Origin of the sequence: Mammaliicoccus sp. Q-M61, from assembly GCF_022386055.1 — a bacterium.
GTDB classification, from domain to species: Bacteria; Bacillota; Bacilli; order Staphylococcales; family Staphylococcaceae; genus Mammaliicoccus; species Mammaliicoccus sciuri_A.
The window spans coordinates 55,711-79,763 of record NZ_JAJNJL010000002.1 but is presented as its reverse complement, the minus strand read 5'-3'; the positions used below and the strand labels follow the sequence as shown (position 1 = coordinate 79,763).

20 protein-coding genes and 1 other annotated feature are annotated in these 24,053 nt (G+C 32.7%); of the genes, 7 read left to right on the top strand and 13 right to left on the bottom strand.

The genetic code is table 11. The features are described from left to right. Nucleotides 1–6 precede the first annotated feature (6 nt). Nucleotides 7–1,164, top strand: coding sequence for a pyridoxal-phosphate-dependent aminotransferase family protein (locus LQ677_RS03810; RefSeq protein ID WP_239748116.1), 1,158 nt, complete (start codon nt 7–9; stop codon nt 1,162–1,164). Continuing rightward, entirely contained in the window at nt 1,157–2,752 is a 1,596-nt protein-coding gene (serA, locus tag LQ677_RS03805) for a phosphoglycerate dehydrogenase (RefSeq protein WP_037588542.1), read from the top strand. The genes LQ677_RS03810 and serA overlap by 8 nt, the downstream gene beginning before the upstream one ends. Before the next feature lie 53 nt (nt 2,753–2,805). On the opposite strand, the gene LQ677_RS03800 is transcribed toward serA, so the two are convergent. The 3 genes from LQ677_RS03800 to LQ677_RS03790 all read right to left on the bottom strand — a co-directional run bounded on the left by LQ677_RS03800 (nt 2,806) and on the right by LQ677_RS03790 (nt 5,382). Beyond that, nucleotides 2,806–3,339 (bottom strand): hypothetical protein, encoded by a 534-nt coding sequence (locus LQ677_RS03800; RefSeq protein ID WP_239748115.1) that lies wholly within the window; start codon nt 3,337–3,339, stop codon nt 2,806–2,808. 143 nt (nt 3,340–3,482) lie between these two features. Then, nucleotides 3,483–4,598: an HAD family hydrolase gene (locus tag LQ677_RS03795; RefSeq protein WP_239748114.1), complete on the bottom strand. Its 1,116-nt coding sequence runs from the start codon at nt 4,596–4,598 to the stop codon at nt 3,483–3,485. A gap of 154 nt (nt 4,599–4,752) precedes the next feature. Then, nucleotides 4,753–5,382: a lysophospholipid acyltransferase family protein gene (locus LQ677_RS03790; RefSeq protein WP_037588548.1), complete on the bottom strand. Its 630-nt coding sequence runs from the start codon at nt 5,380–5,382 to the stop codon at nt 4,753–4,755. 167 nt (nt 5,383–5,549) lie between these two features. Between LQ677_RS03790 and LQ677_RS03785 the strand changes: the two genes are divergently transcribed. Then, nucleotides 5,550–6,806: a S1C family serine protease gene (locus LQ677_RS03785; protein WP_078099924.1), complete on the top strand. Its 1,257-nt coding sequence runs from the start codon at nt 5,550–5,552 to the stop codon at nt 6,804–6,806. A gap of 59 nt (nt 6,807–6,865) precedes the next feature. Here the strand turns inward: LQ677_RS03785 and LQ677_RS03780 are convergent, their stop codons facing one another. From LQ677_RS03780 to tyrS, 3 genes are all read right to left on the bottom strand, one after another. Next, nucleotides 6,866–7,720 (bottom strand): TPM domain-containing protein, encoded by an 855-nt coding sequence (locus tag LQ677_RS03780; RefSeq protein WP_037588550.1) that lies wholly within the window; start codon nt 7,718–7,720, stop codon nt 6,866–6,868. Continuing rightward, on the bottom strand, nt 7,720–8,298 hold the full coding sequence (locus LQ677_RS03775; RefSeq protein ID WP_037588552.1) for a LemA family protein: 579 nt from the start codon (nt 8,296–8,298) through the stop codon (nt 7,720–7,722). The genes LQ677_RS03780 and LQ677_RS03775 overlap by 1 nt, the downstream gene beginning before the upstream one ends. Nucleotides 8,299–8,418: 120 nt before the next feature. Next, nucleotides 8,419–9,681, bottom strand: coding sequence for a tyrosine--tRNA ligase (gene tyrS / locus LQ677_RS03770; protein ID WP_103361687.1), 1,263 nt, complete (start codon nt 9,679–9,681; stop codon nt 8,419–8,421). A gap of 50 nt (nt 9,682–9,731) precedes the next feature. Then, nucleotides 9,732–9,925, bottom strand: a binding site (T-box leader). Between the two features lie 100 nt (nt 9,926–10,025). On the opposite strand from tyrS, the gene LQ677_RS03765 reads away from it, so the two are divergent. Beyond that, entirely contained in the window at nt 10,026–12,485 is a 2,460-nt protein-coding gene (locus LQ677_RS03765; RefSeq protein ID WP_037588556.1) for a transglycosylase domain-containing protein, read from the top strand. An 80-nt stretch (nt 12,486–12,565) separates the two neighbouring features. Here the strand turns inward: LQ677_RS03765 and LQ677_RS03760 are convergent, their stop codons facing one another. Together LQ677_RS03760 and acsA are read right to left on the bottom strand one after the other, a co-directional pair. Continuing rightward, nucleotides 12,566–14,233, bottom strand: coding sequence for a formate--tetrahydrofolate ligase (locus LQ677_RS03760; RefSeq protein ID WP_126477622.1), 1,668 nt, complete (start codon nt 14,231–14,233; stop codon nt 12,566–12,568). A 165-nt stretch (nt 14,234–14,398) separates the two neighbouring features. Next, entirely contained in the window at nt 14,399–16,111 is a 1,713-nt protein-coding gene (gene acsA, locus LQ677_RS03755) for an acetate--CoA ligase (protein WP_126477587.1), read from the bottom strand. A 149-nt stretch (nt 16,112–16,260) separates the two neighbouring features. Here acsA and LQ677_RS03750 point away from each other — a divergent pair, with 149 nt between their 5' ends. Genes LQ677_RS03750 through LQ677_RS03740 form a run of 3 tightly spaced genes read left to right on the top strand, consistent with a single transcriptional unit; the run spans nt 16,261 to nt 18,694 of the window. Next, nucleotides 16,261–16,896, top strand: coding sequence for a GNAT family N-acetyltransferase (locus tag LQ677_RS03750; RefSeq protein WP_037588559.1), 636 nt, complete (start codon nt 16,261–16,263; stop codon nt 16,894–16,896). Nucleotides 16,897–16,911: 15 nt separating this feature from the next. Then, nucleotides 16,912–17,556: a CBS and ACT domain-containing protein gene (locus tag LQ677_RS03745; protein ID WP_037588560.1), complete on the top strand. Its 645-nt coding sequence runs from the start codon at nt 16,912–16,914 to the stop codon at nt 17,554–17,556. Further along, on the top strand, nt 17,549–18,694 hold the full coding sequence (locus LQ677_RS03740; protein WP_191835685.1) for an acetoin utilization protein AcuC: 1,146 nt from the start codon (nt 17,549–17,551) through the stop codon (nt 18,692–18,694). The genes LQ677_RS03745 and LQ677_RS03740 overlap by 8 nt, the downstream gene beginning before the upstream one ends. Before the next feature lie 52 nt (nt 18,695–18,746). Here LQ677_RS03740 and ccpA read toward each other — a convergent pair whose 3' ends face one another. The 5 genes from ccpA to murC form a co-directional block, all read right to left on the bottom strand. Then, the gene (ccpA, locus tag LQ677_RS03735) at nt 18,747–19,736 is read right to left on the bottom strand and encodes a catabolite control protein A (RefSeq protein WP_025905288.1); all 990 of its coding nucleotides are present in this window, start codon (nt 19,734–19,736) and stop codon (nt 18,747–18,749) included. A gap of 260 nt (nt 19,737–19,996) precedes the next feature. Beyond that, nucleotides 19,997–21,076: a bifunctional 3-deoxy-7-phosphoheptulonate synthase/chorismate mutase gene (locus LQ677_RS03730; RefSeq protein ID WP_037588564.1), complete on the bottom strand. Its 1,080-nt coding sequence runs from the start codon at nt 21,074–21,076 to the stop codon at nt 19,997–19,999. 257 nt (nt 21,077–21,333) lie between these two features. Continuing rightward, nucleotides 21,334–21,996: a YtxH domain-containing protein gene (locus tag LQ677_RS03725; protein WP_126477590.1), complete on the bottom strand. Its 663-nt coding sequence runs from the start codon at nt 21,994–21,996 to the stop codon at nt 21,334–21,336. A 92-nt stretch (nt 21,997–22,088) separates the two neighbouring features. After that, complete coding sequence (locus LQ677_RS03720) at nt 22,089–22,640, bottom strand: DUF948 domain-containing protein (RefSeq protein WP_025905285.1); 552 nt, start codon at nt 22,638–22,640, stop codon at nt 22,089–22,091. Between the two features lie 90 nt (nt 22,641–22,730). After that, nucleotides 22,731–24,038, bottom strand: a complete 1,308-nt coding sequence (gene murC / locus LQ677_RS03715; RefSeq protein WP_037588568.1) for a UDP-N-acetylmuramate--L-alanine ligase — start codon at nt 24,036–24,038, stop codon at nt 22,731–22,733. Nucleotides 24,039–24,053: the final 15 nt, after the last annotated feature.

The following is a 24,053-nucleotide window of genomic DNA, read 5'->3' as shown; positions in this document are numbered from 1 at the left end:
ATATATATGTATCAGCATGATTCTTTATTACTCGCACCAGGTCCTACAACTGTTCCTAGGGAGATTTTAGAAAGTATGAATCAACCTATGACAGGACATAGAACAAAGGAATTTAGTCAAATTATCCATCAAGCATCGAGAGATTTACAAACAATTTTTGGGGCTAAACACCCTGTTGCTATTCTAACTTCATCAGGAACAAGTGCTCTTGAAGCAGCTATGGTTAATGTAGCGAATCCTGAAGATGATATTGTCATTATTGTTTCAGGCGCTTTTGGGGATAGGTTTAGAAAAATCGCATCCTCATATCCATTTAAGGCACATATTTTTGAAGTTGAATGGGGAAAAGGTGTCGATTTAAAAGAATTTGAAACATATTTAAACTCACTTAATGTTGATGTTAAAGCCGTATTCACACAATTTTGTGAAACATCTACTTCTGTAAAACACCCTATTAATGCTTTAGGTAAGTTAGTTAAACAATTTAATCCTGACATCTATTTTGTAGTGGATGGCGTTAGTATTATTGGGGCAGTTGAAGTAGATATGGAACAAGACAACATCGATGTGCTCGTTTCAGGTAGTCAAAAAGCAATCATGTTACCACCTGGAGCAGCTTTTGTAGCATATAATGATAGAGCTATCGAAAGGTTTAAAGAAGTGACAACTTCAAGATTTTATTTAGATTTAAATAAATACATAACTTCTTTAAAGGATGATTCAACACCTTTCACACCAGCTGTATCACTTATTAGAGGTGTACAAACTTATTGTGATTTAATTCAAGAAGAAAAATTTGAAAATACAATCAAAAGACACGAAGTATGTAAAACAGCCGTTCGAGAAAGTTTAAAAGCTTTAGATATGGAACTATTAGTTGAAGATGAATTTGCTTCACCTACTGTAACAGCTTTTGTGCCAAATAAAGATGAAGTTAAGACGATTAAAGATGAATTACTTAATAGATTCAACATTACAATTGCAGGTGGTCAACAGCATCTTAAAGGAACAATATTAAGAGTTGGTCATATGGGTAAAGTCTCTCCGAATGACATGTTGCAATTTATTAGCGCATTAGAAATTATACTTTCAGAAATACGAGAACAATCAGTACTTGGTAAAGGTGTTTCAAAATTCCAGGAGGTAGTTAATCAATATGTTTAAAGTAATTGTAGTCGATCCAATATCAGAAGAAGGTTTAAAAAGTTTAACAGATCATGAAAAATTCGAAATAGACATCAAAACTGGCTTGAGTGAATCAGAAATCGTTAACATTATCGGTGACTATGATGCTTTAATCGTAAGAAGCCAAACTCAAATCACACCCCCTATTCTAGATGCAGCAAAAAATCTTCGCGTTGTAGCTAGAGCTGGTGTTGGTGTTGATAATATTGATATCGATCACGCAACCAAACAAGGTATTCTTGTTATTAATGCGCCTGATGGTAACACTATTTCTGCAACTGAACATTCTATGGCAATGATTCTTTCTATGGCTCGAAATATTCCAGAAGCACATCGCTCTTTACAAGAGGGTAATTGGGATAGAAAAAAATATCGTGGGACTGAATTATACAAGAAGACACTTGGCGTAATTGGTGCAGGTAGAATCGGTTTAGGTGTTGCCAAACGTGCTCAAAGTTTCGGCATGAATATTCTTGCATTTGACCCTTATTTATCTAGCGATGATGCGAAACGTTTAGAAATTACGAGAGCAACTGTAGACGAAATTGCTGAACAAGCAGACTTCATTACAGTGCATACCCCTCTTACACCAAAGACTAAAGGACTTGTAAATGAAGACTTCTTCAATAAAGCGAAACCTAACTTACAAATCATCAACGTTGCTAGAGGTGGTATTATCGATGAAGATGCCTTAATTAAAGCACTTGATGAAGGTAAAATCGAAAAAGCCGCTCTAGACGTATTTACTGAAGAACCAGCAAATAACACACCACTTACGCAACATGAAAAAATCATCGTAACACCACATCTTGGTGCTTCAACTATTGAAGCTCAAGAAAAAGTTGCAGTATCTGTTGCAAATGAAATCATTGATATCTTTGAAAATAATAACGTCTTACATGCTGTAAACGCACCACAAATGTCTGGTGAAGTTGAAGCAGAACTTAGACCTTTTGTTGAATTAAGTAGAACAACTGGTGAAGTTGGTATCCAACTATTTGAAAAAGGTCCAAGAGAATTAAAAATTAAATATCATGGTGAAATTGCATTAGATGATACAAGTTTAATTACAAGACAACTTGTTATGGGTGTCTTACAACAAGACTTAGGTGATCATGTTAATTTAATCAATGCACTCGTATTGTTAAATGAACAAGGTGTAACGTATCAAATCGAAAAAAATAGTAAAAAATATGGTTTCAGCAACTATATTGAATTGGAATTAGTGAACAAAGATCATTCTATTAAAATCGGTTCAACTGTATTAAATGGTTATGGACCTCGTATCGTAAGAATCAATGACTATCCAGTAGATTTCAAACCTGAAAAACATATGTTACTTATCCATCATAATGATAGACCAGGTATCGTAGGTAAAATGGGCCAAATCTTAGGAGAACATGGCATTAATATTGCTTCAATGCATTTAGGTAGACATTCTATCGGTGGAGAAGCATTAATGATATTATCAATAGATGAAGAAGCTTCAGATGAAACAATAGATGACTTATTTGCTATTGATGGCTTCCAAAGCATTAAAAAAGTCGAACTAAATAAACAACTATAAACAATAAACCACGTTTTAGCATTCAGCTAGCACGTGGTTTTTATTATGCATATTTAACTAACAAATGCTTTCAGTACGAGTCTTGCTCGATTGTTGTTCATTTCATGAATATCATAGTACGTTAAGATATGTAACCTTAAATCATTGATCAATTTTTCTTCAGATGATTTACAAATACTTTTCACTTTACCAACAATCCATAAAATAAATGACGTTAAAACAGTTTGAGAAACGTCTTTCATATATTGTTGATCATGAGATATATCAGATTGCTTAATATCATTAATCAGACTATAAACCTCTTTACTCACTAAAAATTCTTTAGGACTCGTATCAATCACAATCTTTAGTTCTTCGACAGTTTGCGCTTTATAAAGTGTCCCCTTTTCTTTAATTTGCCGTAATTCATTTCTAGTACTGTCATAGCTTAAATTAAGAAATTGAGCAATCTCTTTTATTAAATCATCACTATACGAATTAGGATCTTGCTTATTGAGTTTAGAAATTTTCTTATGAGAGAACCCAGTTTGCCTTATAAAGTGGTTTCTATCAGCATCATGATTTTTAAGTAAAATATCAATATACATAATTCCAACCCCCATTTTTTTTTCAAAATTTTTCCACAGTTCTATTATACAATATTTGTAAGTAAATATTGTAATGAAATCTTATAGAATTTTTATTCATAAAAAAATCCCACAAATCTTTGATGATTTGTGAGATTTTCAATTTATAATAATACGTTTCTAATATCTAATACGTTATCTACAATAAAATCAGCATCATAATCTTCTAACTCTGCTCTTGCTGACTGACCTTTTAATCCAGTGAGTGTGCCTATAAATGTTGCACCTGTTTTTTGTGCACTCAATAAATCAGCTAATGAATCACCTACTATATATATCTCTAGCTCACTAAACACTTGTTCTTGTTCTTTAATATAAGTTAAATAGTTCTCTGGGTCATTTCCACCATTCGCTATTAAATAGCTAAATGGATTTGGTTTACCGAGTGGTTTAAATTCTGGATATGTGGTTTCTGCTTTAAGCACTTCTGATGCTGTTCCAATATGGAATTCATCAAATTGTTTTAACCAACCGATTGTTTCAAATGGAACGATTGTTTCTGTTCTTGGTCTACCTGTAGCAATACCAATTTGATAGCCTGCTTCTTTCAAATCTTCTAGCAATTGTGTCACTTCATCCACATCAGCTAACACTACTTCTTCTTTTATATAACCATTTTTAAAAGTTGTACGAGGTGTCTTATGTTCAACTTCTTGATATAGCTCAGTACCTAAGTACCATTCTTGATATACTTCTTGTGCTACATCCCAGAACTTACTTTTCAGTTCAAAAATTGAAGCATCTTCTACATTTAGTTCTTCTTGTGCAAAAGCGATAAGATCATGATAAATATTTTCTTTACCGGAAGTCGCTTTAGATAAAAATCGACGAGGAGTTTCTATATTTATCTCTTTACCTACTATTTGTTGAGCATAATTTTTCAAAGTATTGTCGTCAAAGTTAACGTTACTCAAGTCAAGATTTGTAGCTTTTGATTGCTTTAACAATTCAATTAAATGTGTACTAATCACAATAAAAAGCATATCCCAGTTAGAATTTAAACCTAAAGACTTAAGTTGATTCAGAATTTGATCATCAATAAATATGTCTTTTCTAATTTGTTTAATATCTTGTTCGTCTAATGTTTCTATGTCTACTGTTCCTTTTAAGTTTAAAAAAGCTTCACTATGTAAAATTTCATAAACTGTTAAAGCAGAAACATCAAAACATCTTTCTTCACTTAAAAAAACACCGTCTACATCAAATAATACTTGTTTCATATTATGCCTCCATTTTTTGAACATTCTGATTATAATTTTAGCATAGATTATTACTGAATACAGTAGTATTACAACATAAGATAAATGAAAACGTTTTAGTTTAAAATACAAAAAAATCTTACAAGCAAATGGTCGCTTGTAAGATTTTTAAATGTTATTTTTGTCTAGATTTCTGAGCGATATACGTCACTTCTTTTTGTAAAGTATTCGTTCTTTCTTCTAATAAAGTCATAATTTTAGCGATTTTTTCACTTTTCTTCATATCACTTGGAAAGACGTTTGGATCAATTGGCTCTCCAAATTTAATAAACGACTTTTGTCTAAATCCAAAAATTGATTTAACTTGTTTAGGTCCTTCAAAAGCAGCTGGTACAATTGGTTTGTTACTTAATACAGCAATTGTTGCAGCCCCTCTTTTTAAAGGTGCTTCTCCTGTTTCTGCTCTATGACCAGATGGGAAAATACCAACACTTTTACCTTCATTTAATAATTTAACAGGTATTTTTAAAGTACTTGGACCTGGTTTTTCTCTATCAACTGGAAATGCATTCAATGAATGAAAGAACTTATCTGACCAGTCTTTCGAAAACAATTCCTTTTTAGCCATATAATTAATTTCTGTAGGATATAAACTTAAAGCTAACATAATCACTTCTACATATCCTGTATGTGTACATGTAACGATATAAGGTTCATCAGGAACTTTTTCTTTGTTGATTGCTACAATTTGTTTCCCGAATTTTTGAAAAATAGTATGTAAAACAGTACTCGCAAATTTATACATTTAATGACCACTCTCTTCTTAATGATATACATATTCTATCATTGTCGTACTTACGTAACAAGTTTTCATACAAAATATTGTAACAATTTAAAACGACCATATCATTAGCTTTTTAAAAGAATTTCTATAATAATTATTTTATGGACAGTGTTTAAGGAGGCAATACAATGGATCAAAATCAAAATGAGGATCAACAAAATATTAATAAGACAACTTCAAATGGTTACTATTACAAACAAAAAAATAAAATCCCTTGGTATCAAAGTTGTCTTATCCCATTTATTTCTGGTATTTTAGGTGCGGTATTAATACTCGCATTATATATCGGCGGGACTAAAATAGTAGATGTATTTAGCAATTATAATGATGAAGCAAATATTACAAAAGCACCAGCTAATGAAAAAGGTGGCAATATTAAAGATAATAAATCAAGTAACAAATCCGTTTCTAAAATGATTGAAGATGTTTCACCTTCAATTGTAGGTGTTATAAACAAACAAAAAGCAAGCGGACTAGAATCATTTTTCGGTGGTAACAACTCCGAGGATTCAGACGGGTCTGGTGATTCAGAAGAAACGGGAACAGGTACAGGCGTGATTTATCAATCTAATGGTAATAGTACTTATATCGTAACGAACAACCATGTTATAGAAGGTGCAAATGAAATAGAAGTTCGCCTTCACAATGATAAATCAGTGAAAGCCAAACTTGTTGGTACAGATGTTATGACAGACTTAGCAGTATTAAAAATAGAAGGCAATTATAATATAGAACCAATTAAATTCGCAGATTCATCTAAAGTTAAAGCTGGTGAAACAGTATTTGCTTTAGGTAACCCATTAGGTGTAGAATTTGCAAACAGTGTGACTCAAGGTATTATTTCTTCAGAAGAACGTACGATGAATGTACAAACTTCTCAAGGTGTTACAGAAGCAACAGTTATTCAAACAGATGCTGCCATAAACCCAGGTAACTCAGGTGGCGCATTAATCGACTTAAACGGTAACCTTATCGGTATTAACTCAATGAAAATTTCAAGATCAGATGTAGAAGGTATCGGCTTTGCAATACCAAGTAATGAAGTAAATAATATCATTAAAGATATTATGGATGACGGTAAAGTAACACGACCTTATATCGGCATCAGCATGATTTCAATAGATGATATACCAAACCAATATAAGAAAGAATTAAATCTCACTACAGATAAAGGTGTTTACATTTCTGAAGTAGATAAAAAAGCAGACAACGGGCTTAAAAAAGATGATGTCATCACAAAAGTAGACGATAAAGATGTATCAGACGTTTCTGATATTAAAAATTATATCTACAATGAGAAAAAACCAGGTGACAAAATCACAATCAAATACATTAGAGATGGCAAAACACATACAACAAAAATCACATTGAAAGAACAAAACTAATTCAAAAAAGCATGCAACTCATATCGAGTTGCATGCTTTTTCTATATACATATTTCAAACTAGAATCCTCTACCTGCGCCACCGCCAGAGAAGCCGCCTCCTCCGCCGAAGCCACCTCCGGAGAAGCCTCCACCTGAGAAACCGCCACCAGAACTACCTGATGAGCCTCCAAAGATAAATGGACCAGTCATACCGCGTCTTGTACCTCTTCTATTTCCACCTCTTGGAGGTCTACCGCCTCCATTTTTGAAGTAAATAATGAAGAATACAATAATAAATATGATAAAGATGATAAATGGTATTTTTCCTAACCCACTACTTTGTGGTTCGTCTTCTGTGAACTTCTTACCATCGTATCCGTAACTTTTAGCTACTTCATCCCACACTGCATCATATAAATTTGTTAAACCTTGACTGTAATAAGCGTTTGCTTTTTTAGTATCTTTAGTTTGAGCAGCTTTCTTTTGGTAAGGCATGAATTTAGAATCGATCAATTCCCCAACTTTAGAGTCATTGAGGACACCTTCAAGTCCATCTCCAACTGCTATATCAATACCTCTATTATTGTTCTCATTACCGTTATCCATATTTAATAGGATAACAATCCCACGATTATGCTTTTGGTCACCAACTTTATAGTGTCTCCCCGCTTCTAACGCATAATCTTGGCGAGGTGTTTGACCTATTGATTTCATCGTCATTAACAAGATATCTGCATCTGTTCCATCTTGTAATTTTTGACCTTTTTGATTAATTTTGTCTTTATCTTGATCAGTCATTAATTTAGCATGATCTTGTACAAATACAGGCTGTTCTAACTTAGGAAATTTATCATCAGCTGCATGTACGACATAACTTAGTGAAAAAAAGCTAACAATAAGCAAGACACAAAATCGTTTAAACATTGATTTCATTAAGATTCGTCTCCGCCAAAGTCAACTTTTGGTGCATCTTTAGCTTCACCTTTGGCTTGGAAATATTCTTTCTTATCAAAATTAAACAATCCTGCTATGATACTAGATGGGAATCTACGAGTAGCTTGATTATATTCATTAATAGATTCATTATAATCTTTTCTAGCTACTGCAATTCTATTCTCAGTACCAGCTAATTCGTCTCTTAATCCTGTAAATTGCTTATCTGCTTTTAAATCTGGATAATTTTCACTGATAGCAAGTAAACGACTTAACGCACTATTAACTTCTCCATTTGCTTCTGCTTTTTCTTCTGGCGTATTCGCACCTGCTAATTTACTACGTGCATCTGATACATCTTTAAATACTTTTTCTTCATGTTTCGTGTAACCTTTAACTGTATCAACTAAGTTAGGAATTAAGTCAACACGTCTTTGAAGCTGATTATCAATATTAGATAATGACTTATCCGCTTCTTCTTCAAGTCCAACTAATCTATTGTATGGACCGATCATAAATAAACCAATAATAACAATTACTGCTACAACAACAATAATTGGTCCTAAATATTTTTTCATTAAATGTCTCCCTTTCTTTTTATAAATAAATGGTCTTCTTTATTATACAATAAATACCATATGTATGCGAAAAAAGACTGAGACAAACATCGTTGTCTCAGCCATTATAACTCATAAATATTAAACGTATTTAACCATTGTGTATTTCTTTTTACCTCTTCTAACAATTGTAAATTCATCATCTATTTTATCTTCGCTTGAAATCTCGTGGTTAACATCTTGAATACGTTCACCGTTTAAGTAGATTGCACCATTTGTGATATCTTCACGTGCTTGTCGTTTTGAAGGAGAAACACCTGCTTCAATAATAAAGTCAACAAGTTGTACAGTTTCAGAACTTACTTCAGCTGTTGGCACGTCTTTAAAACCTTCTACGATTTCAGATTTTGTTAATGATTTAATATCGCCTTTAAATAGTGCATCTGTAATTCTTTTAGCTTCTTCTACAGCTTCTTCACCATGTATAAAGCGAACCATTTCTTCAGCTAATACTTTTTGAGCTTCTCTTAAGTGAGGTGCTTCTTCAACTGTTTTTTCAAGTCTTTCAATTTCTTCTCTATCAAGGAAAGTAAAGTATTTTAAGTATTTTACAACATCGGCATCTTGTGAGTTAATCCAGAATTGGTATAACTCGTAAGCTGATGTTTTGCTTCTATCTAACCATACAGTACCTGATTCAGATTTACCGAATTTTTTACCATCTGCTTTTGTAACAAGTGGAATTGTGAAACCGTAAGCTTCAGTGTCACCGTACATTCTTCTCATTAAATCTAATCCTGTCGTGATGTTACCCCATTGGTCTGAACCACCGATTTGCATTTTACAATCGTAATTACGGTTTAAGTATCCGAAATCAATGGCTTGTAAGATCATGTACGTAAACTCAGTGTAAGAAATACCTGTTTCTAATCTCGTCTTAACAGAGTCTTTCGCTAACATGTAGTTTACACCCACATGTTTAGCGTAATCTCTTAAGAATGAAATTAAGTCTATTTCTTTTAACCAATCTTTATTGTTAACAAGAATCGCTGAGTCTTCACCTTCAAAATCAAATATTTTATGCATTTGATTCATGATTCCTCTTACATTAGCTTCAACTTGTTCATCAGTTTGTAATTTTCTTTCTTCTGAACGTCCTGATGGGTCACCAATCATACCTGTACCACCACCGACTAAGACGATTGGTGTGTGTCCATGGTTTTGGAAACGACGTAATGTTAAATATGGTAATAAATGTCCAATGTGCAAACTATCAGCTGTAGGATCTGCACCACAATATATTTTAACTGACTCTCTATTTAATAAGTCTTCAATTTCTTGTTCATCAGTTTGTTGATAAATTAAACCTCTCCATTTTAAATCTTCTAAAAGTTCATTTGTCATTATATTTTCCTCCTCTAAAATAGAATATAAAAAAGCACCCTCACAAAAAATGTAAGGGTGCTTGAATACACGGTACCACCATACTTATGACGTAAATTCATACATCATCACTCTTTAATGTTACGTACATTAAAAACGTTGAACTTGTTGTTATAAAGGTGTATTCATCATTATCACTTTATCAGTTCGCAGCACCACTGACTCTCTTAAAAAGAAAATAATCACTACTTCTCCTTTAGTTCATTACCTTATGCAATTAATTACAAAGTATAATGCTAACTTTTTTAAAAGTCAACACTAAACATATATGTTATAATATTGATGATTAGATTGGAGGTAAAAATTTGAGTTCAAATCAGTCTAAAAACAAACTTAAAGAACAATTTAATCGTTCAAGTAAGAAATATAAAGATACTTTTAAAGAAACAAAATGGTCCCCAAAACTCATATTCCATACTACATACAATGTAATAAGCAATTTATTTTTCATTATTGTATTTATTAGTTGTTTATTATTAGCTTTAGGATTGGGTATTGGCGGCGGATACTTCGCAGGACTTGTCAAAGATGAAAAAGTAATGTCTAAAAAGGAAATGAAGCAACAACTTTATTCAATGACAGAAAGCACATCTGTTTATTTTGGTTCTGGAGAGTCACTTGGTCGATTAAAAAGTGATGTCCAAAGGGATGTTATTAAAGGGAAAGACATAAGTAAGAATGTTAAAAATGCACTTATATCAACAGAAGATGAAGACTTCTATAACCATAATGGTATTGTACCTAAAGCTTTTATAAGAGCATCAGTACAAGAAGTACTTGGTAGTGCTAATTCTTCTGGCGGGAGTACATTAACGCAACAACTTGTTAAGAACCAACTTTTAACTAATGAAACATCATTTGAACGTAAAGCTAAAGAAATGCTACTTTCAATGAATGTTGAAAAGAACTTATCAAAAGAAGAAATTATTGATAGTTACTTAAACGTCGTTTCATTCGGAAGAAATTCAAATGGTTCTAATATAGCGGGTATTGAAGCCGCTGCTCAAGGTGTATTTGGTAAATCGGCTAAGAATTTAAACATCGCACAATCTGCGTATCTTGCTGGATTACCACAGAATCCTTACACATACACACCTTTCTTACCGAATGGTGATTTGAAAGATGATGAATCCTTGAAATACGGCATCAATCGTCAACACTATGTTCTGAAAAGAATGTATCAAGAAGAAAAAATTACGAAAAAAGAATACGATGAAGCATTAAAATTCGACATCAAGAAATCATTTGTTGATAAAGTTGAAGAACCTAATCAGAAATATCCATTCTTAACTGAAGAAGTTGAAAAACGTACTGTCGATATTCTTAAATATCATTTAGCTAAAGAAGATAATATTTCTAAGAAAGAACTTGATCAAACGCCAGTTCTTATGACGAAATATACTGAAAAAGCTAATCAAGCTATGCGAACTGAAGGTTACCGTGTAGATACAACGATTGAAAAAGATATGTACGATAAACTTCAAGAAGTTAAAGATAATTCTGGTAGCTACTCTTGGGATAGAGAAGCAAGTTATACAAACAGTGAAGGTAAAAAAGCTTCCAAAGAGTTTCAACATGAAGTCGGTGCATTATTAAAAGAAAATCAATCTGGTAAAATTTTAGCGTTCGTTGGTGGTAGAGATTACGAAAAATCACAAATCAATCATGCAACAAGTGCTAAACGTTCACCAGGTTCAACAATGAAACCATTACTCACATATGCACCAGCCTTTGAAAATGGATTAATCACACCAAACACTGCCCTACTGGATAAAAAATTCGACTTCCAAGGTTATTCACCTGATAACTACGATAGAAGAGAATTTGGACCAGTAACAGCAGATTATGCATTAAGAAACTCTTTAAACTTAAGTACATTAAGATTGTATAGTAATGTTCAAGACTACAAACCATGGGAAAACTTAAATAAAATGGGTATGACCGTACCTAAAGATATCCAAGATGGTTTAGCCTTAACACTCGGTACAGCAGACTTCACATTAGAACAAGATGTGAATGGTTACAGTACTTTAGCTAATAAAGGTGAATATAATGAAAGTTATATGATTGAATCTATTAAATCACGAGATGGTGAAGTGATTTATCAACACAAAAAAGATCCTAAACGTATCTTTAGTGAATCAACAACATATTTAACAACTAGTATATTAGAAGGTGTTCTTGATGATGGTTCAGGTTACCAAATTAAGAATTCATTTGACGGTAACTGGGCTGGTAAAACAGGTACATCACAAGATGCTAAAGATAGCTTGTTTGTAGGCTATACACCAAAAGTTACACTAGGTATTTGGATGGGTTATGACCAACCAATAACATTTGATGAAGACAGTCATTATCAATTATTTATGTGGAGAGATATGGTTAATGCATTATCTTCTACAGATAGAGAAAAATTAGGATACGATAGTGAATTCTCTAGACCTAGCACAGTTAAAGAAGACACAATTTGCCAATACACAAATTCTACAGGAAGCTGTAGCAGTGGTGAATCTAAATCTTCTACATTAATATCTGATAAAGTCGATACTTCGAATAAAGATATTAATTCTGACTATGTATTAAAACGACTAGGACAAGCAATTGATACAAACACATCATCAAAAGTTAAACCAAAAGAACGCGTATCTAAAAATTCTAAAGAAGCTTGGTCATATAAATCAAGCAGCAATAAAGATAGTAATTCAAACAGCAATAGCAAGCCATCCAGTGGTACAAGCACCGCACCACCAAGTGGCAATAATTAGATAAACTTTCTAGTTCAAAATAAATAACACCTCATTTTCAGTGAAAATGAGGTGTTATTTTTTGTTGACTTATATTCTATTTAGAATAATCCTACTGCAGAACCGTCTTCGTTAACATCCATATTTAATGCTGCTGGTTTCTTTGGTAAACCTGGCATTGTCATGATGTCCCCTGTTAATGCTACGATAAATCCTGCGCCAGTTCTTGGTGATAGTTCTCTAATTGTTATATCGAAGTCTACTGGTGCACCAAGTTCTTTTGGATCATCTGTAAATGAATATTGTGTTTTCGCCATACAAACTGGGTATTTATCCCAACCGTTTTCTTTAATTGTCTTCAATTGTTTTAAGGCTTTATCACTGAATTTAACAGATCTACCGCCATATACTTTCTGAACAATTGTTTCTATTTTTTCTTCTATAGATAAATCCAAGTCATAAAGATGTTTAAATGATTGTGGCGTTTCTAATACTTTTAATACTTCTTTAGCAAGTTCGACGCCACCTTTTCCGCCTTTTTCCCAAACTTCTGTTAAAGCTACTTTTACGTTATTTTCTTTACACCAATCTAAGACAACTTGTACTTCATCATCTGTATCGTGAATAAACGCATTAATTGCTACAACAGGCTCAACGCCAAACTGTTTAATATTATTGACATGTCGTTCTAGGTTTACGATACCTTGTTGAACAGCTTGAACATTTTCTTCTTTAAGATCAGTTTTTGCTACGCCACCATGCATTTTTAACGCACGAATAGTTGCGACTATAACAACTGCACTTGGATCAAATCCAGCTTTGCGTGTTTTGATATTTAAAAACTTCTCTGCACCTAAATCTGAACCAAATCCACTTTCTGTTACGACGATATCCGCTAACTTTCTAGCAGTATTAGTAGCAATAATTGAATTACATCCATGCGCAATGTTCGCAAAAGGTCCACCATGTACTAATGCAGGCGTACCTTCTATCGTTTGTACAATGTTAGGTTTTAGCGCGTCTTTTAAAATAAGCGTTAAAGCACCTTCTACTTTTAAATCACGAACCGTTACGGGTTGCTTATCCACATTATAGCCAATTGTAATGTTAGCTAGATTTTCTTTTAAATCTTTAATGCCGTTTGATAAACAGAATATAGCCATTATTTCAGATGCAACTGTGATATCAAAACCATCTTCTCTTGGTACACCTCTTGTTGGACCACCTAAACCAACTACGACTTGACGTAACTCTCTATCATTCATATCAAGTACACGTTTCCATTCAACGCGTCTAGAATCAATATTAAGTTCGTTACCTTGATAGATGTGATTATCTATAAATGCTGACAACGCATTGTTTGCAGTCGTTATCGCGTGTAAGTCACCATTAAAATGTAAATTGATTTCTTCCATTGGTAAAACTTGTGCATAACCACCACCTGTTGCGCCACCTTTCATACCAAATACAGGACCAAGTGAAGGCTCTCTTAATGCGACCATTACATTTTGATTAAGTTGATTAAAGGCATCTGCTAATCCAACCGTTACCGTTGATTTACCTTCACCAGCTGGCGTTGGACTTAAAGCTGTTACAAGTACAACTTTACCTTTTTCCTCTAGATCATTTAGCTTTGTAATATCAACTTTTCCTTTATAGTGACCATAAGGTTCCAAAGCTTCATGAGAAATCCCCACCTTCTCAGCTATTTCACTAATTGGTCTTAAAGTACTTTGTTTTGCAATTTCTAAATCTGATAAATGACTCAACATCGTTCACTCCTTAAATTTATATTACAAATTAAATATTAAATGACATATCCTAACACTATTAGGATATACAATTCACTCATAAAAGTCGATATGTAAGCTACTTTTATTCAAATTTCCCGTAAAAAAGATCACGCCAATTATATGACGTGAACTTTATTTAAATTAATCTTCAAGCGTAGATAAGTCACCTGCTGGTAAATCTAATTCCCAAGCTTTAAGTACACGTCTCATAATTTTACCTGAACGTGTCTTCGGTAATTTATCTTTAAATTCAATTTCACGAGGTGCTGCATGTCCAGCTAATCCTTCTTTAACAAACTTTCTAATTTCTTCTTTAAGTTCGTCTGATTCTTCATAGCCATCTCTTAAAGCAATAAATGCTTTAATAATTTCACCTCTTACTGGATCAGGTTTACCGATAACACCCGCTTCAGCAACAGCTGGATGTTCAACAAGTTTAGATTCAACTTCAAATGGACCTACACGTTCACCAGCAGTCATGATGACATCATCAACTCTACCTTGGAACCAGTAATAACCATCTTCATCTTTATATGCAGAATCTCCTGAAACATACCATTCATCATTGATAAAGTAAGAATCATATTTAGGTTGGTTATTCCAAATTGTTCTCATCATTGATGGCCAACCTTTTTTAAGGGCTAAGTTACCCATTCTATTCGGTGGTAATTCATTACCTTGATCATCTACAATTGCTGCTTCAATACCTGGTAAAGGTTTACCCATTGAACCAGCACGTATATCCATAGAAGGATAGTTTACAATCATATGTCCACCTGTTTCAGTCATCCACCAAGTATCATGTACTCTATGATTAAATACGTTATGTGCCCATTTAATAACTTCTGGGTTTAACGGTTCACCAACTGAAAGTATATGTCTTAATGATGAAAGATCATATTTACTAACAACATCATCGCCAGCACCCATTAACATACGTAACGCAGTTGGCGCTGTATACCAAATCGTTACGCCATATGTTTGAATAAAGTCATACCAGCCTTCTGGTGAGAATCTTCCACCTACGATACAGTTTGTAACACCATTTAACCATGGACTAAAGATACCATATGATGTTCCAGTTACCCAACCTGGGTCAGCTGTACACCAATAAACGTCATCTTCTTTAAAGTCTAATACATATTTACCAGATATATAATGTACGATCATAGCCTCTTGAACATGTAATACACCTTTAGGTTGTCCTGTAGAACCTGATGTATAATGTAAGATCAATCCATCTTCTCGATCTAACCATTCAATATCAAATTCTTCACTTGCTTGTTCAAATGATTGATTGAAATCAATGTATTCATCACTTACTTCGTCATCTACAACGACAATATGTTCAAGGTTTGGTAATTCATCTTTCGGAATTCTACCAACTAAATCGTTCGTCGTAATGATAACTTTAGCTTCACTATTTTCTAATCTGTCTTTAACTGCTTTTTCCATAAAAGCTTCGAATAATGGACCTACGATAGCCCCAATCTTCAAAGTACCTAATAAAGAGAAATATAATTCAGGTGTTCTAGGCATAAATATAAATACTCTATCACCTTTTTGTACATTCGCTTCATTTTTCAAGACATTTGCAGCTTTATTACTCGCGATTTGTAATTCTTTAAATGTATAACTATCTTGTCTATTGCTATCTTTATAATGAAGTGCAATTTTGTCCCCTTTACCATTATCTACATGACGATCTATACATTCGTAAGCCATATTTATTTTTCCAGTTTCACTCCAACTGAAATTCTTTTCGATATCTTTCCAATTATGATTTTTTACTGTTTCATCATAATCAGCAAGGTTATAAGAATCATTTAATGCTTCGTATACTTCGACTTTCATTTAAATCTCCCCTTTTATGAATGTAATCGTTTTCAATAAAGCCTATTTACATTATAATATAAATAGATGATACTTTTCAAAAAAATTTGATTATTCAAAATACATATTACAAATATAGAATATCATACTTAATGAAAGGAGGTACAACATTGGAATTCAAGAAGACTTTTATATCTGAAACTGTCCCCTATGATAAAGACACAGATATTATCGTTGAAGGACCTGTTCATCCAGATGAATTACGGAACATGACTTTTGATGAAGGACTCAATAGTTTTAGAGTATCTAAAGAACAATTTGAAGCGATCATTGAAATTGCTGAATTACCAGAAGGAAGAATAATTATTGCACGTATTGATCAACATATTATTGGTTATACAACATACTTATACCCTGACCCATTAGAGAGATGGTCAGATGGTAATTTACCGTATATTCTAGAATTAGGCGCTATTGAATTGTCTTTAGATTATCGTAAATATGGTCTAGGTAAAAAAATGCTTCAACTTGCTATGAAAGCACCAGAAATGGAAGATTTCATCGTCATTACAACTGAATATTATTGGCATTGGGATTTAAAAAACAGTGGTTTAGATGTTTATCAATATCAAAAAATCATGCATAAAATGATGGCTGAAGGTGGATTAGAAGTGTTTGCAACAGATGATCCTGAAATTATTAGTCATCCAGCAAATAGCCTAATGGCAAGAATTGGACAAAATATTCAACAAGAACAAATGGAAGCATTTGATAAGCTCAGATTTATGAATCGATTTTTCTTTTAGAGGGGGGTTAAATTTATGTTAGTTGAAAAAATTATGACATCACCTTGTACAACAATACAAAGTGATAAATCTATTGAAGATGCTTTAGTATTAATGACACAAAAAGAAATTAGACATTTACCGATTGTTGATGAAGAAGATCATTTACTCGGTATTATTTCTGATAGAGATATAAAAATGGCACTGCCTAGTATATTATCTGATGACGAGCCCAATAAAAGTTTGTCATTATCTGTTTCAAAAATTATGAGACGTAATGTGATACGTTGCCATCCACTTGATTTTGTAGAAGATATTGCACTAGATTTTTATGAAATGTCTATCGGTTCAATTCCAGTTATTCGAGATAATAAAGTAATTGGTATCGTAACCCAAAAAGATATGCTTAATACATTTTTAGAACTTACAGGTGTGACTATGCCTGGATCTATTATTGAAGTACATATTGATGATAAAGTTGGCGCACTTCATGATATTACAAAAATATTTAAAGAACAAAATATTGATATCTTAAACGTTCTAGCTTATGCAGATCAACAAGATATTAATAAGAGATACCTGATGTTACGAGTGAAATCAATGAATCCAGAGAAAATATACAAATTATTAGAAGAACAAGATTACCATGTCATCTATCCGTTTGGTATAAAAAATGACTAATGTTAAATATGTATATTCTGAAGATTTATTGAAATATCGTTTTTCAGATAGTCACCCTTTCAATCAAATGAGACTTAAATTAACAACTGATTTACTCTTTGATTTAGGGGTATTAACCGAAGCGCATATTATTCCACCTCGGGTAGCGACTGATGAAGAACTTCAACTCGTACATGAACCAAATTATATAGAAGCAATAAAGAAAGCTGGCAATGGTGAATTACCATTAGAAGAATATGATAAATACGGATTAAATTCTGAAGACACACCACAATTTGTAAATATGCATGAAAATAGTGCACGTGTTGTTGGTGGAACTTTAAGTGCAGTAGATGCTGTTATGTCTGGAAAAGCAACAAGAGCATGCCATCTTGGTGGTGGCTTACATCACGGCTTTAAAGGTAAAGCGAGCGGATTTTGTATATATAATGACAGCGCTGTTGCCATTCAATACATGCAATCAAAGTATAATCAACGCGTCTTATATATTGATACAGACGCTCATCATGGCGATGGTGTACAATGGTCATTTTATACAAACGAAGACGTCATGAACTATTCTATACATGAAACTGGTCGATACTTATTTCCAGGCACTGGTGCGTTAACAGAACGCGGTGATGGTAAAGGATTTGGAACCACAGTCAATGTACCATTAGATGCTTATACAGAAGACGATTCATACATAGACGTCTTTAAAGATACAGTAGAAGCCGTTTGTAAAGCATATAAGCCAGATGTCATACTTAGTGTAAATGGTGTGGATATACATTATTTAGATCCACTCACACATTTGAGCTGCACACTTGATACATTGTATAAAATACCTTATATCGTTAAAGGTTTAGCAGACAAATATTGTGATGGCAAAATCATTATGATTGGTGGCGGTGGCTATAATATATGGCGCGTTGTACCTAGAGCGTGGTCACATGTATGGTTTGCACTAAATGACCTACAAACACCTGAAGGCTCACTACCAGATTCATGGTTACAAAAATACCAATCACACGCACCATTACCACTACCTTCAACTTGGGTAGATGAAAAAGAAGACTATACTGAAATACCAAGAAGAACAGAAATAACTGAAAAAAATAATAATACTAAACTAAGAATATTAGACTGGTTTAATTAGATATTAAAAAAGACGACTGAAACAATTGATATGTTTCAGTCGTCTTTTTCTATTATTTAGTTGTACCTCTATATTCTACTCTATAAGGTAAAATCACATTAGGTTCATCAATTTGTTCGTCATTCATATATTTAGTTAATAATCTCATACCAACTGCACCAATATCATATAATGGTTGTGTCACACTTGATAATTGAGGTCTAACCATATGAACTAATCTTGTATTATTAAAACTTACAACTTGTAAATCATTTGGTACATTAACGCCTGCATCTTGTGCTGCGTGTACAATACCAATTGCTTGTTCATCACTAATACATAAAATAACATCCGGCTTATCTTGTGAAACAGCCTCATAAGCACGGCTACCATCTTTATATGTTTCATTACCAACAAATTTAGCATTGTCTTCGATTTCAAGGCCAGCTTCTTGAAGTGCAAGTTCTAATCCTTTAAAAGCATCATCTTGTGCTTTTTCTGAATATCCTCCACCTACAAATGCAAATTTCTTAGCACCTTTCTTGATCAATGATTCAGCAATTTCTTTACTAGCTTCTGTATAATTAATGTTAACTGAAGCAAGTTTAGAGTCTTTATCATTCGTACCTGATACGACTACTGGTACTGATGATTTATCAATAAGATCCACTGTTTCGTCTGTTAAAGTACCACCTAAGAAAATGATACCGTCAACTTGTTTACTTAATAAATTATTAAATATCTCTTGTTCTTTTTCACTATCATTATCAGAATTTGAAATGATTGTATGATATTTATACATAGTGGCAATATCTTCTAATCCACGAGCTAATTCAGAATAATAAACATTTGAAATGTCAGGAATAATTACCCCAACAGTTGTTGTTTTCTTGCTTGCTAAACCTCTAGCTACAGCATTAGGTCTATAATTTAATCTTTTAATGACTTCATTTACTTTATCACGTGTTGAAGGTTTAACATTTTGGTTACCATTTACGACACGTGAAACTGTTGCCATTGATACTTTTGCTTCTCTTGCAACATCATATATTGTTACAGTCATAATATCCTCCTATCTTGAAAACGTTTTCTACTTTATTCTAGCACGTTTTCATAATGTTTTCAAAGTATATGAAAGCGAACTCACAATTACCAATTATAAAAGATTATAGAGGTGTTGTCGATACAATTGCTCTAATATTTTTGGTTTTTGTGTAAATTGTAAATAGTTTTTCAGAAAACAAACGAACATATGTTAATTTACAACATAAAAAAACTGGCGAAAAGTTATGATAACTTTTCGCCAGTTGATGTATATGAATATTATTTTTCGTATAATTTAGCAGCTTCAACGATTTCTTTGTAGAATGCATCAAATTCGTTTAAGTCCATTTGTTGACCAGCATCACTTAATGCTACTGATGGATCAGGATGTACTTCTGCCATTACACCGTCAGCTCCAACTGCTAATGCAGCTTTAGCACATGGTAACATAATATCTTTACGTCCAGTACTATGCGTAACGTCGACCATAACTGGAAGATGTGTACCTTGTTTTAAAATAGGAACTGCTGAAATATCTAATGTGTTTCTTGTAGCTTTTTCATATGTTCTAATACCACGTTCACATAAGATAATGTTATTGTTACCTTGTGAGTGAATGTATTCTGCAGCGTAGATGAATTCTTCGATAGTTGCAGAAAGACCACGTTTTAATAAGACAGGTTTATTTGTTCTACCTGCTTCTTTTAATAACTCAAAGTTTTGCATGTTTCTTGCACCAATTTGGAATACATCTAAGTATTCATCAGCCATTTCAAAGTGTGCAGGATTTACAATTTCACTTACGATATTTAAACCGTATTTATCTTTAGTATTTTTAAGAATTTTTAATCCTTCTTCACCTAAACCTTGGAAGTCGTAAGGAGAAGTACGTGGTTTAAATGCGCCACCTCTAATGAATTTTTCGCCTCTATCAGCTAAATCTTTCGCAACTGCATCAACTTGTTCTTGTGATTCTACAGAACATGGACCGAATACGAATGATTTTTTATTATTACCAATAATTGCACCATTGTCGAATTGTACAATAGTATCTTCTGGTTTTAATTTACGAGAAACATATAAATGTTTTTCATTTTCAGATTTTTGTAAGTCAGTAGAAGCTTTAAAGATCTCTTTAAATAATTGCTTAATAGTATTGTCGTTATATGGTCCTTGGTTATTATCAATTAAATGATTTAACATTTCTTTTTCACGTTGTGGATCATATACTTGAGTACCTTGTTTACGTTTTTCTTCACCAATTTTTTTAGCTAAAGTACCACGTTCTTGTAATAAAGCTAAAATTTCATCATTAATACCTTCAATTCTTTTTCTTAAATTCTCTAATTCATTTGACATCCTTTTCACCTCATGTAAACAATTTAACTCACATACTTTAAAGCGATAAAATATATAAGTAATTAGATGTTAGTATAACAATTAAAATGCTCTGATTCAACCCCAACATCTCAAAAATATTAAAATTTATTACTAATCAGACTAATAAAGTATATTTTAATTTATAATAGTGTTCATTACAATATAAAAAACTACCGAAAAGTTATGTTATGACTTTTCGGTAGTACAAATAATATGCGTTATACATCACTTATTTATTATTTTTTATCGAAAGTTTTTTTCTCTACAACTGTTTTTGGACCTTTTAAGTCTTCATTTTCTACTTCAGATTTAATTGCACTTTTTTGTGCTTTTAATTCTTCGTCGCCTACATCGTCAGCTGTTACAACGCCTTTGTTAGCTTTCTTTTCAGCTTGTTTAGATTTTACTTCTTCTGCTTTTTTCTTAGTTTCTGTTTTCTTTTCTGAAGCTTTTGTTTTAACTTCTTCTTTTTTGTCAGCGGCTTTAGCTTTTACTTCTTCCGCTTTTTGACTAGCTTCTTCTTTTTTATCAGCAGCTTTAGCTTTCACTTCTTCTGCTTTTTCGTTAGCTTGTGCTTTTTTATCTTCAACTTTAGTTTTGACTTCTTCTTTCTTTTCTTCAGCTTGTGTTTTGATTTCTTCAGCTTTAGATTGAGCTTGAACTTTTAAGTCATCAGTTTTAGTTTTAACGTCATCGATAATTTTGTTTGATTTCTCACTTAAATCATCTTGTAATTCTTTCCCTGATTTAGGAGCTAGTAATAAACCAACAATTCCACCTACTACTGTTCCTAATACTACACCAAATACAAAATCTCTACCGTTTGTATTTTTTTCATATTCAGCTTCATACGTTTCTAAACCATGTGTATATAAATCTCTATTGTATTTGTTTTCCATTATATTTTCCCCCTAATTTTATTAAAGAAATCAGGCTGTGACATTTTTGATATGCCTCAGCCTGAAAAGATTGTTATTTGCTTCCATGCACTTTATTTTTTCAAGCCGGCACCAATTTTATCTTCATCCAAGTTGTCACCTGATGTTGTTGTTTCATTGTAGTCTTTCGGCACTTGCGCTTCAAAATCTTTAGAAGCATTTACATTATTTTTGTATGATACGTTACTTCTACGATCTCTTCTTAATTGCCATTTATCTGCAACTTCCATTGCAACATTTGACCATTGAATAACTTGAGAAATCTTATCTTCATTTTGTGAGATATTGTGAGTAATAGAATTTGTAACTCTATCTACTGAATTATTAAGTGTTTGTACAGAATCTCCAACACCTTTAACTGCATCTACTACTGAGTTTAAGCGTAATGATTTATCTTGAATATCTTCAGTTAAACGATTTGCTTTATGAAGTAAATCAGTAGATTCACGTGTGATACCTTGTATTTGGCCTTGAATGCCATCTAAAGTTTCATTAATTCCTTTAACTGTTTTTAATAATTGCATTAAAAATAGTGCTAAGACAACACAAATAATTAAAAATGCAACCGCAGCAATTATGCCTGCTATTGGTAAAATCCAATCCATACTGAACGCCTCCTAATAATTATAAAACTAATCTTTATTCGATTTACTAATATTTAATACCCTCACTATTAAAGTATAAACATATTATATTTAATGTGATAGTGAAGAAACATAGGCTTTTTGAACTTTTTGAATATCTCCAGCACCCATAAATAGTATAACACCATTATCATGCTTTTGTAGCTGAGAAACTGATTCTTCGCTTATTAAATCAGCATTAGGAATTAATGCTTTTAAATCATGTATTGTCAGCTCACCTTGTTGTTCTCGAATAGAACCAAAGATGTCACATAAGTATACTTTATCAGCAAGGTTTAAACTTTCAGCAAATTCGTTTAAGAAAGTTTCTGTTCTTGAAAATGTATGAGGTTGAAATACTGCAACCACTTCGTTTTCAGGATATTTTTTTCTAGCTGATTCAATTGTAGCATTAATTTCTCTCGGATGGTGTGCATAGTCATCGATTAAGATTTGATTATCGTAAAAACTTTCACTAAATCTTCTTTTTACACCACCAAATGTTAATAATGCTTCTTTAATATTTTCAATATCTAGTTTTTCTAAATGACAAATTGCAATAACTGCTAATGCATTTAGAACGTGGTGATCACCATACATAGGTGTTGTAAATGTACCTATGAGTTCGTTTTTAGATTTAAAGTAAACATCAAATGTTGTACCTTTAGAAGACGTTTGAACATTGTCAGCATAGACATCGTTGTCATGCTCAAAACCGTAAAAGTAAATTGGAACATCTGCTTTAATTTTTCTAAGCTCAGCATCATGTCCCCAAGCAACGATTGCTTTTTTAACATTGCTAGCCATCTCTTGGAATGCATTTGTTACGTCTTGTAAATCTTTAAAATAGTCCGGATGATCAAAATCAATATTTGTCATAATCGCATAATCTGGATAATAACTTAAAAAGTGTCTTCTATATTCACAAGCTTCAAAAGCAAAGTATGAGCTATCAGGTAATCCCATACCTGTTCCATCACCTATTAAGAATGATGTCTTTTGATCACCATTCATGACATGTGATAATAATCCAGTTGTCGATGTTTTACCGTGTGCACCTGTAACAGCAACTGACGTATATTGGGACATAAATTCTCCTAGGAAAATATGATATCTTTTCACTTCAAGTCCCATTTCGTATGCTTTAGCTATTTCAGGGTGTGTATCTGGAAAGGCATTACCTGCTATAACAGTCATACCTTCTTGAATATTTTCAACATCAAATGGTAGTATTTTAATGCCTTTATTTTTTAATGCTATTTCAGTAAATACTGTATTCTCTATATCAGAACCTTGTACTTTATGTCCCATGTCGTGCATGATTTGTGCAAGTGAACTCATACCTGCACCTTTTATGCCGACAAAATGAAATAATGTCATTTCATGTCACTCCTT

Excerpts from the sequence above, each read along its gene's own strand:
- LQ677_RS03810 (WP_239748116.1), top strand. The coding sequence starts at position 7 with ATGTATCAGCATGATTCTTTATTACTCGCACCAGGTCCTACAACTGTT.
- serA (WP_037588542.1), top strand. The coding sequence starts at position 1,157 with ATGTTTAAAGTAATTGTAGTCGATCCAATATCAGAAGAAGGTTTAAAA.
- LQ677_RS03800 (WP_239748115.1), bottom strand. The coding sequence starts at position 3,339 with ATGTATATTGATATTTTACTTAAAAATCATGATGCTGATAGAAACCAC.
- LQ677_RS03795 (WP_239748114.1), bottom strand. The coding sequence starts at position 4,598 with ATGAAACAAGTATTATTTGATGTAGACGGTGTTTTTTTAAGTGAAGAA.
- LQ677_RS03790 (WP_037588548.1), bottom strand. The coding sequence starts at position 5,382 with ATGTATAAATTTGCGAGTACTGTTTTACATACTATTTTTCAAAAATTC.
- LQ677_RS03785 (WP_078099924.1), top strand. The coding sequence starts at position 5,550 with ATGGATCAAAATCAAAATGAGGATCAACAAAATATTAATAAGACAACT.
- LQ677_RS03780 (WP_037588550.1), bottom strand. The coding sequence starts at position 7,720 with ATGAAATCAATGTTTAAACGATTTTGTGTCTTGCTTATTGTTAGCTTT.
- LQ677_RS03775 (WP_037588552.1), bottom strand. The coding sequence starts at position 8,298 with ATGAAAAAATATTTAGGACCAATTATTGTTGTTGTAGCAGTAATTGTT.
- tyrS (WP_103361687.1), bottom strand. The coding sequence starts at position 9,681 with ATGACAAATGAACTTTTAGAAGATTTAAAATGGAGAGGTTTAATTTAT.
- acsA (WP_126477587.1), bottom strand. The coding sequence starts at position 16,111 with ATGAAAGTCGAAGTATACGAAGCATTAAATGATTCTTATAACCTTGCT.
- LQ677_RS03745 (WP_037588560.1), top strand. The coding sequence starts at position 16,912 with ATGTTAGTTGAAAAAATTATGACATCACCTTGTACAACAATACAAAGT.
- LQ677_RS03740 (WP_191835685.1), top strand. The coding sequence starts at position 17,549 with ATGACTAATGTTAAATATGTATATTCTGAAGATTTATTGAAATATCGT.
- ccpA (WP_025905288.1), bottom strand. The coding sequence starts at position 19,736 with ATGACTGTAACAATATATGATGTTGCAAGAGAAGCAAAAGTATCAATG.
- LQ677_RS03730 (WP_037588564.1), bottom strand. The coding sequence starts at position 21,076 with ATGTCAAATGAATTAGAGAATTTAAGAAAAAGAATTGAAGGTATTAAT.
- LQ677_RS03725 (WP_126477590.1), bottom strand. The coding sequence starts at position 21,996 with ATGGAAAACAAATACAATAGAGATTTATATACACATGGTTTAGAAACG.
- LQ677_RS03720 (WP_025905285.1), bottom strand. The coding sequence starts at position 22,640 with ATGGATTGGATTTTACCAATAGCAGGCATAATTGCTGCGGTTGCATTT.
- murC (WP_037588568.1), bottom strand. The coding sequence starts at position 24,038 with ATGACATTATTTCATTTTGTCGGCATAAAAGGTGCAGGTATGAGTTCA.